Genomic DNA, 15,201 nt, shown 5'->3' on the forward strand with positions numbered 1-15,201 from the left:
CGGTTCTGCTCAGGTACGACTAAGCTGATTCTGCCGGATAGAAAATCTATCTATAAAAGGAGTTTCTGATGAAAGAAGGAATTAGCAACTCATCCCTGTTTAAAGTAAATTCGCATTTTAATCAGGTTATTTCTACTTATAATTGGTCAATGAATTGGATCTGTCAGGTCACGAATTCACCTTTTGAACCGTTGTCGCACTCGGTGAATAAGGAGATTTCAGCTGTTTTATCACGTATCATGCCGGAAGTTGATAAAGTTTCTGATGATTATCGTGCAGAAATCATACCCTACGAGCGTTATATTTTTCTCAGTCGGGCGTTACGGCTGTTGAATATAAAGAAAAACCGGGAGTTACTTAATCATTTATTTACACCCTCACCTTTCCCGCCGCCAGAAAAAAAGTCAAATTTGCAACATAAAAAAATTTTTGAAGATTTTTTTGATATCACGGGTGTGGCCATGGCCAAACCCGTCGAGGTGAATCAGGCAATTTTCAAACAACTGGTTGTGGTACTTCAACAAGGGAGAGCGCTGACAAGAGAGGGGGAAGCACTGATGGAGGAGGGGCGAGCCATACTGCCTTGCACACTTATCGCGCCAGAAATTGTACTGCTCAATTTTTTCGCCTCTTTGGTGCCGAATCGAACCGATATCGCCTCTGCCATAACTGTAGCGATTAAAACATTATTCCGGGCAAGGTGCTGCCAGATCATCCCAGCCGCTAAATGGCTTTCTTCGCTCTATGACGGGCTGAATCCGTTAAAGTGGATTGTGGATGATAAGACCGATTTGGGGCTGTTGTTGCGAAAAGCAAAGATGGGACACCATCTCTCTCAGCAGGGGATGAGGGAAGCCGCAAACAGACCACCAGTCATACCTGAACAGACCGCAGGGAATGTGCGTCCTCCTGTGACAGCCGGATTTTGTGTCGAAGCGGCAACCCCTCCAGTCCGCTTCAGAGATTGGGGAGCGATGATGTTGCAGAATAATATTCCTGGTCTCGCCCGGCAAAAGCGTGAAATCACTGCCCCGACAACTGCAGTTAGCACGGTGCCACCCCATGCCAGCCTGATTGAGCAGTCCACCATTAAGATCAATGCCCACAATGGTACAAACTGGCTGGTTGAGTGGAAAACTTACGTCAATATCACCAATGAAGTGATTGATAACTACCAGGATATTTTTTCCTTTGTTTCCACTGAACTGAAAACGTCATTAAAGAAATGCTGTCTTTTAGATCTCGATCCTGACCGTATTTATTATCACCAATTTAAATATGCGGGTTCTTCTACTAAAACCGTCACTGGTTGGGATCATGTCGGGCCACCAGATAAATCGCTAACACTGACAGAAAAGGCAATGGAAAACTTCAATGCCGAAGAGCGGCTGAATGATGACACCCTTAATGGCAGTGACGGGATTTATACAGCAAACAATACAGCAAAATACTATGACGAAAGAAATGAGGTTCGTTTAACCCCCAGGGCTTTTAAAGATGTCGTTATCGGTATTGATTTTTCCAACGAATTTAAACAGAAACAAAAGGACTATTGGAGTAAATATTCAGCGGGAGTCAGGCTATTGGCTAAGGGGCAGGCAATCAGTGCAGCTATGGAGCAGTGCGCAACCGGGAAATTATCACCGGAAGGGTTAAAGCTATTGGATGGCGCAATTTTTGGCAATGTGCTAAAAAATTCAGCTGTCTCGCTGGCAGCACTGAAACAGGAAATGGGTGTCGGTTTGGGGGCTTCGCTGATAACCTTTGATATTAATGGTTATGAAGCCAGTAATATTTTTATCCTGCGAGGAAGTGATGGCAAAATTATTGTCTATCTTCCATCTCTTGATAAATACTATCAGGAATTCGACAATGAAAGTCAGATGAAGCAATGGTTCATCAATCAGATTGCCGACCCGAGAAAATGTGAAACACTGGCGGGGCATTTTACCCTGCTGAACCGTCAGGATGGCATGCTGACGAACGGTGTTCTTTCCGCAATGAGAAAAATACAAGAGGGCAGGTGGGGCAGTGAATGTATTAACATCAGACCAAAAACGATAAATGGTGATCCTTTTACCTGGCTACGCGACAGGATGAAAGAACGTATATTAAGCGACAGTGAGGTGTTGACGACTTCTAATAATGAGGTGCTCAAGCAACAGGTTTTAATGAATTTACAGGCGGCAAAAGGTGTTATCGGATTACTTTTCGTGGTTGCGCCTGCGGTCGGAGCAGTGACTTTCCTTGGCATGGATATCGCCGAAGCGAGCCTCGACCTGGATCAGGCCATTAATGGAGATAGTTATGCTCAACGTAAAAAAGCCATAAAAAACCTGTTTTGGGATGGAGCGGCCATCTTATTTGATGGTATCGCTGCTGTGGAAAGTGTTGGCGTGAAGGAGGGCAATAGTATCAGGTTCGGTAGCCGTTTTGTTTCCGATGAGGTGAATATTTTTAAATATTCACCGAAAATGGAAACAGAGGGCGTCGCGGAAGCGGCAGCCACAGCAGAAGAAGGCGTTAAAGCTGAATCCCTGGTGGATTCAACATCCCCCCGAAGGCTGGAAACGTTAAATCTCTCTTTCTGGCAACGCTATGTAGTTGTGCCAACCAATAACATTGTGACCCTGGCAAAAGGTCTGAAAAAACTCGATAAACTCAGTCATCAGCGCGCACAAATGCTTAATAGCGCGATGGAAAAGGCCATTCCTACTTTGCTGAAGGCTAAAGATGTATTATATACCCCGAAAGGAAGAGAGATTCTCTCTCTTCATTTAGGTTATATTAAACGCACTGAACAGTTCCGTGAAGCCGTGGGCGGATTTAATGGCTTTGAAGATATTGATCTTACTGAGATAAAAAAATATATAAAGCTGGATGAATCAAAGCGTTTTTACATGATTGATGAAACCAAAGTCCCGACAGGTAAAATAGCCTCTGCTTTGGTCAAGGTCAGGAAACTGAAATTGAACGAGATGCGTTCTTTACTGCATGATATTAAAACGCTGGAAAGCTATGACCTTAGCAACAGATTTGCCTCATATCTGGAACAGCTGACCAATGTGGATATCGTCAGAACCGCTGAACGCATTGATGCCTTATATGAGCGTGCGCAATGGGCGTTACGGAATGATAAAAGCATCCGTTATGAGATGCTTACAGAGAAGAGTCGGCAAAATGTTGTGGCTACCTGGCATCATGACGAAAATTATATCGGTCTCACCGAACGGTTCATGCTGTTAGATGAGCACTCACAGAATCAAGCCTGGATGCATGAACTATTTCATCCTAGTGTATTAATTGATGGTAAACCGTCCCCGGATTTAATTTATCCGACTCCCCGCTATGGCGGGACTGGCCCCAATTCACTGATGGGCAGACGCGATAACTCAATTCTTTTTTCCCGGGGAGATTGGGGAAGTGATTTCATTACCGGCGGAGGTGATCATATAAAAAATGGTAAGCTGGTGGAAAGAATTGATCCGCTTTATCATTCTTCGGTGATTACAGATACCCGACTCAGGGAAAATCATGCTTTCAGGCGTGAAATATTTTATGAAAATGCGGACTCATTTACTCTCTGTATTTCCGAGATGGGGGAGGCGATTCCCGGCACAACCCATCCTGATGGTTCGATCAACTCACCTTTCAGATCCGAAAAGTAACAGTGTCTGACAGGACTGAAGAGTTGACCTGATACCAAAGTCTCTCCAGTCAGAATGGATGTATCGGCTTTGGTAAAGATATTCATATAAAACACCTATCTGGCGACAGGCATTTCTTCTTACCCCTCGTAAAAGTAAAGCCGATATAGTCGCCACTGCCTGATTGAATCGCCGAACAGGCGTTAATCGTTCATGAGGGTAATATGAATATCCGGCGTCTGAAGTCCTTCATCACTATTGTGGATATGGGCAGCATTACCCGTGCGGCAGATGCATTACATATTGCGCAACCAGCGCTCAGCCAGCAGTTAGTGGCGCTGGAAGAGCATTTTAAGCGCCAGTTGTTGATTCGCAGTCAGCAGGGCGTGGTGCCAACCGAAGCCGGCAAGGTACTGTACGGTCATGCCAACGCCATGCTGCGTCAGTTTGGACAGGCGGAAGTGGATGTATTGAGCGCCGGGCAGCTGCTATCGGGCCGGGTTTCCATTGGCCTGGCGCCATTTAGTGCGGCGGCAAATCTGGCGGTGCCCTTGCTGAATGAAATGCGCTTACGCCATCCGGGGATATTACTGCATCTGGTGGAAAGTGTCGGGCAGGCCTATAGCGAACTTATCGCCAATGGTCGGCTGGAGATGGCGTTGCTGCATGGTCGCGGTGGCATCAAAGGTCTGCATTATGAACCACTGCTGGAAGAATCTTTCTGTCTTGTCGCCCGGGCTGATGTTGCTTTCGACGCTGATGATGGCGGGATACGGGTTAACCAGCTCGCCGGACTCCCGTTGCTGCTGCCACCTGCCTATAACTTTGTCCGCCGTGCCATCGATGAAGCTTTTTATCAACATCATCAAAGCCTCAATGTTATCGGTGAACTGGAGGCGGTGAATAGTATTGCCCGTGCTGTGTATGCGGGTCTTGGCTGCACCATCATGCCAAAAGCAATAGCAGAACAGATTCAGGTGGGTTCGCCCAACGTGGTGATCCGTACCATTCGCGCACCGGTCATTAGTCAGACTCTGTCCTTATGTATTTCCGATCGCACACCGTTGTCGGAGCCCGCTGCGGCGGTACGTGAGCTGTTGCTTGAACTTACTGCTGGCCTGACTTCGCTGGTTTGATGGTTGCAGGCCGCATCCCGTTACAGAACAGGCTCAGGGTATGCTGCACAATCATTTCGCGGTTGAAAGCAGGATCGCCAGCAAAACGGGTAAACGGCACCAGCACCATACTCAGTATTGAGGTCATCAAAAGCTGCGGCTCCAGGTCAGCATTGAGCAGCCCTTGTTGTTGCCACCCCTCGATCAGACCTTTCACCTTATCGCGTTCCGCATGTCCAAAGCGGGTTTTGATGTGATGTCCTAACCCACCCTGGCCTTCGGTGACTTCTTGCATCCACAGTGGAGCAAACCAGTTGTGGGTCTCAATGATGTCGGCGATCTCGCGGATAAAGGCGCTAAACGTTGTGACAGGGTCACTCGGCTCATGCATAAAATGTCCGACAAGACGCTGTCGCAGCGGCAGAAAACGCTCCTCAACCACCACATCAAGCAGCGCTTCGCGTGACTGAAAATAATAATTCAGCATTGCCGGACTGACACCCGCCTTGCGCGCAATGGCGTTGAGCGATGTCTCGCCAATGCCTTTCTCCGCGTATAGCGCCAGGGTGATATCCAGCAGATGTTCTCGCTGCTGCGCGTTAATCGCGCCACCGCGTGGACGGCCGGGACGACGCGGTTCGGATTTTGCTGATTTTGCGTCTAAAGGGACTTTCTGTGCGGTCATTTTTGCGTGCTCACTTGTTTCCTGCCAGACTACGATCAATATTAATTGTGTATTTAATTAATTTCAACATGGTGTTTCCTATGAAAACCAATTCTCTGGTACAGCCAGTCGCCAGCTCGGATACCAAACGGCAGTCATTTGGCTGGCTGCTGGGTGCGTTGCTGCTGGTCATGTTGCTATCTGCCCTGGACCAAACCATTGTTTCTACAGCTTTACCGACGATTGTTGGTGAGCTGGGTGGTTTAGACCGCCTGTCGTGGATCGTTACCGCTTATATGCTGGCTTCGACCCTTGTTGTACCGCTATATGGTAAATTTGGCGACCTGTTTGGTCGTAAACCCGTGCTGCAAATCTCGGTGATTTTGTTCCTGGTCGGCTCTGCGTTGTGTGGGCTGGCACAAAACATGGAACAGCTGATTTTTACCCGTGCCTTGCAGGGGCTGGGGGGAGGCGGCCTGATGGTGGTCAGTATGGCGGCGGTGGCAGATGTGATCCCGCCTGCCGATCGCGGTAAATATCAGGGTTTGTTTGGCGGCGTATTTGGCCTCGCGACGGTGATTGGTCCGTTGCTGGGGGGATTTATTGTGCAGCACGCTTCATGGCGCTGGATTTTCTATATCAATCTGCCGCTGGGTTTGTTCGCTCTGCTGGTGATTAACGCGGTGTTCAAAACCGACAGCAAACGCAAGGCACATGAAATCGACTATCCTGGAGCCTTTTTCCTCTGCCTGGCGCTGGTGGGGGTCACGCTGTTCACCAGTGAAGGGGGCTCGGTACATGCCTGGTCCGACCCGCAGCTGTGGTGTATTTTCGCCTTTGGCGTGGTGGGAGTGATTGGCTTTGTGTATGAAGAACGTCGGGCGTGGGAACCGATCATCCCACTGACGTTATTCCGTAATCGGAGTTTTCTGCTCTCCAGCCTGATTGGTTTTATTGTCGGGATGTCGCTGTTTGGCAGCGTCACTTTTCTGCCACTGTATTTGCAGGTGGTGAAAGCCTCGACACCCACGCAGGCCGGTTTGCAATTGCTGCCGCTGATGGGCGGTTTGCTGGTCACCTCGATTATCAGTGGACGTGTGATCAGCCACACCGGTAAGTATCGTATGTTCCCGATTGCCGGTACTTTGCTGGCGACCATCGGCATGGCGCTGATGACCACGCTAACGCTGGATGCCCCGGTCTGGCACATTTACCTGTTCTCCAGCATTTTAGGCATGGGAATGGGCATGGTGATGCAGGTTCTGGTGCTGGCTGTGCAGAACACCGTCTCACCTGACAGCATTGGTGTGGCGACGTCTTCGGTGACGTTGTTCCGCTCGGTGGGCGGTTCCATTGGGGTGGCGTTGTTTGGTGCGGTGTTCAGCCAGGTATTGAAATCCGGGCTGACAAAGCTGGTGGACAAGGGCGCTGAACTGCCACACAGCCTCGACCCCGAGGCGATCCACCATCTTGCTATGGATGTGCAGATCCCGTATTTGCAGGCATTTGGTGATGGGGTGCATGCGGCATTTCAGATGGCGGCGGGCGTGATGTTGCTGGCGTTTATTCTGTCGTTGTTTATGCCGGAATCACCGCTGCGTAAAAAAGACGCCTGATCGCTTTTCACACCTTCGCTGATGCGGCATAGTAATGCCGCATCGCGATGCGCCTGGATCAGCAGACAGGCAATAACTGAGCTGGCTAACCCTTATGTTTAACCACTGAGAGGAGCCAGCCATGTGCGCTGCCCGTATCTGGATTAAAAACCCCCTTGCCGTATTTCTCCCCGACAACCTTGATGGCCGTGGCGGCCTGGTCATTGAAGGTTCACGTATCAGCGAAATTCTGCGCCTTGGGCAGACCCCGTCTCAGCCTTGTGACAGCGTGGTTGATGCCCGTGACCATGTGGTATTACCCGGTCTGATTAATGCCCATCATCATTTCTATCAAACCTTAACCCGCGCCTGGCTTCCGGTAGTGAATCAACCGCTTTTCCCGTGGTTGAAAACGCTATATCCAGTATGGGCGCGCCTGACCCCCGAGGCGCTGCATCTGGCAAGTCAGGTGGCGATGGCGGAGTTGTTGCAGTCCGGCTGTACTACAGTGAGCGATCATCACTATCTTTTCCCTGCCGGGATGGAGCAGTCACTTGATGTGCAGGTGGAGGTGGTACAACAGCTGGGCATGCGCGCGCTGCTTACCCGGGGTTCGATGAATCTGGGAGAAGAACAGGGTGGCCTGCCTCCACAGCAGACTATTCAGGATGCCGACACCATTTTGCAGGATAGCCTGCGCCTGATTAAGCAGTATCACCAGCGACACGAAGGAGCGCAGATTCAGATCGGCCTCGCACCCTGTTCCCCGTTTTCCGTGACCACCGATTTAATGCGCGAAATCGCCCGCCAGGCGGAACAGCATGATGTTCGCCTGCATACTCATCTGGGGGAGACGCTGGATGAAGAGGCGTTTTGCCAGCAAACCTTTAGTATGCGCACCGTTGATTATCTGGAACATGTGGGCTGGCTCAGCAATCGAACCTGGCTGGCGCATGGCATTCACTTCAATGATGACGAAATCAAACGTCTGGGTGCCGCAGGCACCGGTATCTGCCATTGTCCGGTATCGAATATGCGGTTGGCTTCAGGCATTTGCCCGACGGTAGATCTTGAGGCGGCTGGCGCGCCGGTTGGCCTGGGTGTGGATGGTTCGGCCTCGAATGATGCGTCGAATTTGATGTACGAGGCACGCCAGGCACTTTATCTGCAACGGTTGCGCTATGGCGCCGAACAGATAACCCCGCAGCGGGTGCTGCGATGGGCGACAGCCGGGTCGGCGCGCTTGCTGGGACGTGCGGATATTGGTGAGCTGGCGGTGGGCAAACAGGCGGATCTGGCATTATTTAAGCTGGATGAGCTGCGCTTTAGCGGCAGCCACGATCCGTTATCTGCGTTGATTTTATGTGGTGCGGAACGGGCGGATAAAGTGATGGTAGGTGGGGAATGGCGTGTGTCAGACGGTGAGATCATCGGGCTGGATGCGGCAGAGCTGATGGTGAAACATCGTGCAGCAGCCAAAGCGCTGATTGCCGGATTGTAATCATCATATCCTGTAACGGCGCGATGCGTCGCGCCGTTACGGATCATGTTACACTGTCACGCCTGCTCGCTGCTGAAGGATTTTCACTGCATCAGCGGCAGCTCGTCCCAGCGCTGGCAAATCGACGCCCGGAATCACATCATCCTGCATGATAATTTTTCCATGGCAGAGCAGCGCCTTGATACGCGCCCGCCCGCCACAGGCAATCGGCCCGATGGCCATATCGTGCAAACCGAAGTAGCGCGGATCGTCGAGCTGATAAATTGCGATATCCGCCGCCATACCTGGAGCAATCACGCCGGTTTGCAATCCCAGCACTTGTGCGCCGCCGTGGGAGCCCCAGCGCACCACATCTTCAATGCTGGCGGCATCGCCACCGCCTTCAAAAGTGCCACCGGCATAACGCGGTTGCGCCAGCATCCCTTTACGGGCGCGTTGTAATTGCCAGGCAGCATGGGTTTCGCTCTGCATATCTGCGGCTTCATTGGATGCCGCTCCATCAACACCAATCGAAACTTTTACCCCGGCCTGCTCGAGAGCAATCAGGTCAGCAATACCGCTGCCGAGGCGGGCATTACTCTGGGGACAATGGGCGATACCGCTGCCTGCTGCACCGAGTAAGGCGATCTCTTCCGGCAACAATTTCACCAGATGGGCGAACCACACATCGCTGCCGATCCAGTCATGCTCGGCGCAGAATTGCAGAGGTGTCATACCAAATTTGGCTTTGGCGGCATCGAGATAATCAACCGTTTCGGACAGGTGACTGTGCAGACGAATGCCAAGCTGGCGCGCCAGCTTGGCACTTTCCCGCAACTCCTGCGGTGTGGTGGAATGCAGTGTGGTGGTGGGTGCCATCACCACCTGACGCATGGCGAAGGCGTTGGGCTGATGGTACTGCGTCACCAGCCGTTCGACATCGGCCATCATTGTCTCGAACTTTTCCGGGCGCAAGGCAGTGGGTAAATCGCTTTCCAGCCCACGGCTCTGGGTGGCACCGCCACGGCATAACACGAAACGTACGCCGAGCTGTTGCGCCTCCTCAAACAAAATCTGCGCGCCATCAAACGGCATCTCAGGCCAGTAAAGATAGTGGTGATCGGCAATGGTGGTGCAGCCGGAGCGCACTAACTCCACCAGACCAATGCGTGCAGCGATGCGGAAAGTCTGTTCATCAAACGCACCACGAAAACGGTAAGGGGTGGCGGCTAGCCAGGCGCCGAGACTTTGGTTCAGCCCCTGCGGCTCGCCTTTCAGCAGTGATTGGAACAGGTGATGATGGGTGTTGACCCAGCCCGGATAGACCACACAATCGCGTGCGTCGATCACCTGCTCATCGGCCTGTGCCAGAAGCGAACCCAGTTCGCTGATCAGACCGTTTTCGATACGGATATCACGCGTGTGACTGCGGGGCTGCTGAGCATCCCCGGTGAGGATGGCCTGGCAATTTTTAATCAGAATTTTCATGCCTGTCCCTTACATGGCTGTCTGACGATAGAACTGGGTGGTAAAGGCTTTTTGCCACGGCGTGGCGGCATCCAGCAACCCGGCTTTTACCATAAAGTCGCGAGTGGTTTGCCAGCGTTTTTCCGTCATCACTCCCAGTCCCTGTTTCGCCGCATCGCCGCCATCAATCAAATGCAGGGCTTTCATCTGCGAGACGCCAAACGCCAGAATCGCATCGGTCATCTGTGGATTTTCTTTTTTGATCAGCGCGTCACCGGCAGCGGGATTAGCCAGGTAAGATTTCCAGCCCTCCATTGAGGCTTCGACAAAACGTTTCATCACATCGGGTTTCTGCTGCAACAGGTCATCGCGCGTCACCAGAATGCCGCCATACGCCGGATAGCCGTAATTGGCGAACAGATAAAATTGGCTGTCCGGCTGCACTTCTTTAATTTGCTGGACTTCAGAGGTGGCGTACGCCTGCTGCGCGGTATTTTTATCGGCGAGGAACGGCTGCATATTGAAAGTATAAGGACGCACCTGGTCGTCGTTGAGCTGATATTTGCTTTTCAGCCACGGCCACCAGCTGGCCTGGCCGCTGGCGGAGACCAGCACAGTTTTACCCTTCAGCCCGGCCAAATCCTTTACATCACCGTGGGTGATAATGCCCTGTGGGTCGAACTGGAAGGGGGCGGCGATGGCTTTGAGCGGGAAGTTACGCTGGATGCCCTGCAACACCTGAAGATCATAGCTGACGATAACATCGGCACGGTTCGCCAGTAGCAGCGTCATATTGTTCAGCTGCGGCCCGCCTGAACGGACTTCCACGTCCAGGCCATACTTTTTATAGATTCCGGTGGCGACAGCCTGGTAATAACCGCCTTGCTCGGCTTGTGCGACCCAGGTGGTTTGCAGCACCAGCTTGTCTGCGGCGTGGGTGAGGGAAGATGCGCCGATAAGCGCGGCAAACAGCGGCAAACGGAAGGACGACATTGACATAAAAACCCCCAAAGCAAACGCAAAGTGTGTTCGTATTCAGGGGATGATGCGGTGTATGAACCTGCTCACGATGCATAGCACCGTCCCCTGACGAGGTACAGCCGAAGCTGTAGAGCAATGTTCCGCATGGCAGGCGCGCCACGCTAACCGCTTATACTCTGCATGGAAAATAGCAAAGCCCATGCCATTTACCATGATTATGTTTATCATTATGAATTTATTAAAATAAATCTCTTAGCGACATTATGGGTTGGTGAGATGTTTGTTAGATTTTGCTCATTTGTGAGTCATTGGTTGCTGGTTTGCATTGTTATGGTGCAATAAAACTGTATTTAACCCGTTGCTGCGCGATTTATTGCGCGTTTTTAAGCCGCGCCACCGCAACAACCGCGTGATAAATGGTGCCGCGACGGTAGCGTGCGATTTGTGGCACAAATATTGCCAGATTGCTATTGAGTAGAAGCTGTCAGCCGTGGTCGTTGCCCGGTGGGTCATTGCTCGATCGTCCAGCCAATGGACGCGGGGATGGCCTGCCAGTTGCGGTACAGGTCATCCGTTATCTCTTTATAACGAGGTGTACCAATGGAAAAGACAACGACTTATACCATGCATGAACTGGCTAAAGAATCACGCATGGGCGCACGCGGCAGTGAAGCGGTGCGCGAAGTGCGTATCATCGATCTCGCTGATTTCGACCAACGTAAACACGAAATCGCCGACCAGCTGTGGCAGGCGGCCATAGACATCGGGTTCTTCCAGGTCTCCGGCCATGATATCCCACTCGACGATATCAACGCCGCGTTCGCCAATGCGGAGCGTTTTTTTGCGCTGCCGGAAAGCGAAAAGGCCCGTCATCCGCTCAGCCGCAATGCAGGTTGGGAATATCGTGCACAAATCCGTCCTTCTACCGGCAAGCCTGATCAGAAAGAGTCGTACCAGATTACGCTGCCACGTATGGCTGGCCTGTGGCCGGATGATGACACCCTGCCAGGTTTTCGTGATGAGATAATGAAGTTCGAGCGTCAGTGCTGGGCGGTGGGGATGAAGCTGCTTTCATGCTTCGCGCTGAAGCTTGGCTTCCCGGAGGACTTCTTCAGCCATGCACATGAACCCTCTCACGCCACTTACCAAAGCACCTTACGTATGCTGCATTACTTTGCTATCACCGGTGAGGTGGATGGCCCGTGGCGTGCAGGTGCACATACTGATTTCGATTGCCTGACCTTATTGTTCCAGCGCGATGGGCAAGGCGGTTTGCAGGTATGTCCGGGTAAAGAGATGGAGGAGCAGGTCTGGACACCAATCGCGCCGCTGGATGGGCTGATTACCTGCAATATTGGCGATATGCTGATGCGCTGGAGCGATGATAAATTGCCGTCCAATTTCCATCGCGTGGCAAATCCTTTACCAGGCGAATCCGTCCCTGCGCGCTACAGCCTGGCGTTTTTCTGCCAGGCGAATGAAGACGTTATTATCGAAGGGCCGGAGAAAAAATATCCACCGATTTCGGCGAAGGATTATCTGGCACAACGTATCAGTGCAAACTTTTCCGGTAAATATTGAGCGAAAATAATACCGCTTCGCTTCGTGAGTCAGCGCTGAATTAATTTTAAGCCAAATTTGTGTGCAGGATGTGCAATACATCCTGCACCTGTCGATTAATTCATCAGAAAGTGATTTAACTATTTACCTGCGGAAATATCCTGGTATTGTAGTGTAAGCCTGAGTAAGTGAAGTGTAAGGTACTGCAAGTCTGAGCGGTTCTGATTTTTCCGGCGTTCATTACTGCGGTATAAACCTGAAACCAACTTCAATGAGTGACACACGACACCATGAATTCCCCTGCAATGTTTAAAGCACTGGCCGCTCTGGTTTTTCTCTCTCTCGCAGGGTGCTCATCCCATTCTGCCCATCGTGACTCACAGGCCGACAATGACAGTGCTCAAAGCCAGGAAGATCTTATTCCGGTTATTGCCGCGTTGCATGACCAGATGCATTCATGGCAGGGAACACCTTATCAATGGGGTGGCACGCAATTATCCGGTGTTGATTGTTCCGGCTTCGTGTGGCGCACCTTAAAGGATCGTTTCAATATTCCGATGGACCGTGTCACCACGCGTGAATTAATTCAAATGGGTGAGCGGGTTCAGCCTGACCATATGCAGCCCGGCGACCTGGTATTTTTCCGCATCAATCATGAACTGCACGTTGGTTTTTATGACACCGATCAACAATTCCTGCACGCATCGGCCAGTCGTGGAGTCATGCGTTCTTCCCTGAACAATCCGTATTGGAAATCAGTATTTATTCAGGCGCGCCGTTTGCACCGGGAATACAACTCCGAAATTACGCTGAATAAAACTACCTGATTTACACTCAGCAGATAAACTGTTTATCAATGCCATCAACGTAAAGGATGTCTGGTGAACAGTTCCCAACCGCAACAACAGAGTTTTCAACGGCGTGCGCTACCGCATGCGACATCTGACGCTGCCTCGTATGTGACGGCCAGTATGGGTATTGCCCGTGCAGCGCCCGGTCTGACTGCTGAGGCGATCATTGCTCTGGCTGATAAGGCGCTGTATCGCGCTAAAGAGCGCGGCAGAAATTGCTGGGTCAGCTGACATCCGGGTCTGGCTTGCGCGCCGGAGGGGTGTACCAGTTTTCCGGCGTGACCAATACGTTTCCCTCCGGCTGCGCAACGAAATTTGGTGACATAATCTGCACACCAAACTCATTAAATACATCCTGAATATGGCTATGTAGTTCAGTTCTGGCGGCGGCCAGAGATCCGCCTGCTGGCAGCCGCACCTGAAGTTCATAGGCGATGTACCAGTCCATTAGCGCCAGTTGACGTACCAGCGGAGGTTCCTGATGTACAATGGCTTGCGTGCGGCTGGCGGCTAGCTCAAGCATACTGTGCACCTGACGCCACGGTGTGTCATAGCCGATCGTCACGCTGGTGGTCAGATTAATCCCTGTGCCTTTAAGTGCGGTGCTGAGATTGGTGATCTTGCCACTGACCACCACCGCATTCGGCACCGTGACTTCATAATTTTCGCGTGTGATGATTTTTGTCGCCAGCATCCCGACTTCAGTGACCACACCTTCATTGTCACTAATACGAATCACATCGCCTTTACGCAGGGCGCGTGAGTAGGTGAGTACCAGACCACTCATGGCATGGTTCATGATACCCGCCGATCCCAGCGTCAGCATCAGACCGAAGAACACACTAATACCTTTGAACGCCAGGGAATTGGCACCGGGCAGAAACGGATAAGCGGCAGAGAGCGCAAACAGCCAGATAGCAACACTGATCAAACGGCGCGTTACGCCGATAGTTTCAGGATGCAGGCCGGGAATATGCATATTTCCATACTCGACCCGACGGAGTACCAGCCGAATAATACGGGTGAAAATGGCGGTGATCAGGATAATCACGGCGACAATAAATAAACCCGGCAATGCCGACAGCACCGCCACGCCGATCTCCTGCAACAGCGACAGCGCATAATCACCCAGATCCAGTCCCCAGATGCGGGTATAAGGAAACAAGCGCAATACCCAGCTTAACCACAGGTAAGTCATGACCAGGCAAAGCAGCCACATTAATGTCTGATACATCCGTAACCGGACTGGCCCGAAAAAAGTCCGCACCGGTGCAGGTAGCAGGTGTTTGCGGCTGGCCGGACGTTTGGCCGCTGCGCGTGTCTGCCACTGATTCAGGTGCCAGCACAGCGCCACCAACAGGACTAACCCCGCTGCGCCAGCCAGGCTTTTCACCAGCGAAATCAGCAAATAGTGCGGAGAATACTGCTCCTTCAGTAAGGCACGTAATTTTTCCAGACGCTGATAAACACGGTCTGCCGCCTGCATCAGCGTTAAATCGTCACCTTCATCCAGGTCGGCCTGGCTGAGTAACATAAATGGCTGATGGTTGACGGAAAATAGCACCCCGGGCTGGTGGTAACGCATCACAGGTTCCATAACGACCGGTTGTTGCAGATCGTCAGCGTTTAGCCCGCGTAACTGTGTCAGGGTACGTTGTACGCGTTCTTCCGGGGTGGTCATGCCAAAACGTGCCTGCAACATCACGACGGGTTGATTCAGCAGCACCAGGGTTCGTGCCTTCTCCTGTGGTGAAGGTGACTGACGCGGTTCAGCGCTAAACACACTTGTCGCGAGAAATAGTAATAGCCAGCAAAGCAGATAAACGCCTGTTTTCATTACG

General features: G+C 51.6%; 11 protein-coding genes. 7 read left to right on the top strand and 4 right to left on the bottom strand.

Annotated elements, in window-relative coordinates; genetic code table 11:
- The first annotated feature begins 68 nt into the window (after nt 1-68).
- Nucleotides 69-3,668, top strand: a complete 3,600-nt coding sequence (locus tag PW844_RS09860) for a DUF6543 domain-containing protein (RefSeq protein WP_299450800.1) — start codon at nt 69-71, stop codon at nt 3,666-3,668.
- A 203-nt stretch (nt 3,669-3,871) separates the two neighbouring features.
- Nucleotides 3,872-4,783: a nitrogen assimilation transcriptional regulator NAC gene (gene nac, locus PW844_RS09865; protein ID WP_299450802.1), complete on the top strand. Its 912-nt coding sequence runs from the start codon at nt 3,872-3,874 to the stop codon at nt 4,781-4,783.
- On the opposite strand, the gene PW844_RS09870 is transcribed toward nac, so the two are convergent.
- Nucleotides 4,755-5,447 (bottom strand): TetR/AcrR family transcriptional regulator, encoded by a 693-nt coding sequence (locus tag PW844_RS09870; protein ID WP_299450804.1) that lies wholly within the window; start codon nt 5,445-5,447, stop codon nt 4,755-4,757. The two genes, nac and PW844_RS09870, sit on opposite strands and share 29 nt — an antisense overlap.
- 80 nt (nt 5,448-5,527) lie before the next feature.
- Between PW844_RS09870 and PW844_RS09875 the strand changes: the two genes are divergently transcribed.
- Nucleotides 5,528-7,042, top strand: coding sequence for an MDR family MFS transporter (locus tag PW844_RS09875; RefSeq protein ID WP_299450807.1), 1,515 nt, complete (start codon nt 5,528-5,530; stop codon nt 7,040-7,042).
- A 121-nt stretch (nt 7,043-7,163) separates the two neighbouring features.
- Entirely contained in the window at nt 7,164-8,522 is a 1,359-nt protein-coding gene (locus PW844_RS09880) for an 8-oxoguanine deaminase (RefSeq protein WP_299450808.1), read from the top strand.
- Between the two features lie 48 nt (nt 8,523-8,570).
- On the opposite strand, the gene PW844_RS09885 is transcribed toward PW844_RS09880, so the two are convergent.
- Together PW844_RS09885 and PW844_RS09890 are read right to left on the bottom strand one after the other, a co-directional pair.
- A complete protein-coding gene (locus PW844_RS09885; RefSeq protein ID WP_299450809.1) occupies nt 8,571-9,989 on the bottom strand; it encodes an amidohydrolase family protein in 1,419 nt (472 codons plus the stop codon).
- Between the two features lie 9 nt (nt 9,990-9,998).
- Nucleotides 9,999-10,967, bottom strand: a complete 969-nt coding sequence (locus PW844_RS09890) for an ABC transporter substrate-binding protein (RefSeq protein ID WP_299450810.1) — start codon at nt 10,965-10,967, stop codon at nt 9,999-10,001.
- Nucleotides 10,968-11,549: 582 nt separating this feature from the next.
- Here PW844_RS09890 and PW844_RS09895 point away from each other — a divergent pair.
- From PW844_RS09895 to PW844_RS09905, 3 genes are all read left to right on the top strand, one after another.
- Nucleotides 11,550-12,530 carry a 2OG-Fe(II) oxygenase family protein gene (locus tag PW844_RS09895; RefSeq protein WP_299450812.1) on the top strand — a complete coding sequence of 327 codons (981 nt, stop codon included), beginning with the start codon at nt 11,550-11,552 and terminating at the stop codon, nt 12,528-12,530.
- A gap of 269 nt (nt 12,531-12,799) precedes the next feature.
- Entirely contained in the window at nt 12,800-13,336 is a 537-nt protein-coding gene (locus PW844_RS09900) for an NlpC/P60 family protein (RefSeq protein ID WP_084880800.1), read from the top strand.
- Between the two features lie 54 nt (nt 13,337-13,390).
- Complete coding sequence (locus PW844_RS09905) at nt 13,391-13,591, top strand: diguanylate cyclase (RefSeq protein ID WP_299450815.1); 201 nt, start codon at nt 13,391-13,393, stop codon at nt 13,589-13,591.
- Here PW844_RS09905 and PW844_RS09910 read toward each other — a convergent pair.
- Nucleotides 13,584-15,197 (bottom strand): mechanosensitive ion channel domain-containing protein, encoded by a 1,614-nt coding sequence (locus tag PW844_RS09910; RefSeq protein ID WP_299450816.1) that lies wholly within the window; start codon nt 15,195-15,197, stop codon nt 13,584-13,586. The two genes, PW844_RS09905 and PW844_RS09910, sit on opposite strands and share 8 nt — an antisense overlap.
- Between the last annotated feature and the right edge of the window lie 4 nt (nt 15,198-15,201).

Source organism: Pantoea sp., from assembly GCF_028283705.1.
Classification (GTDB): domain Bacteria; phylum Pseudomonadota; class Gammaproteobacteria; order Enterobacterales; family Enterobacteriaceae; genus Pantoea.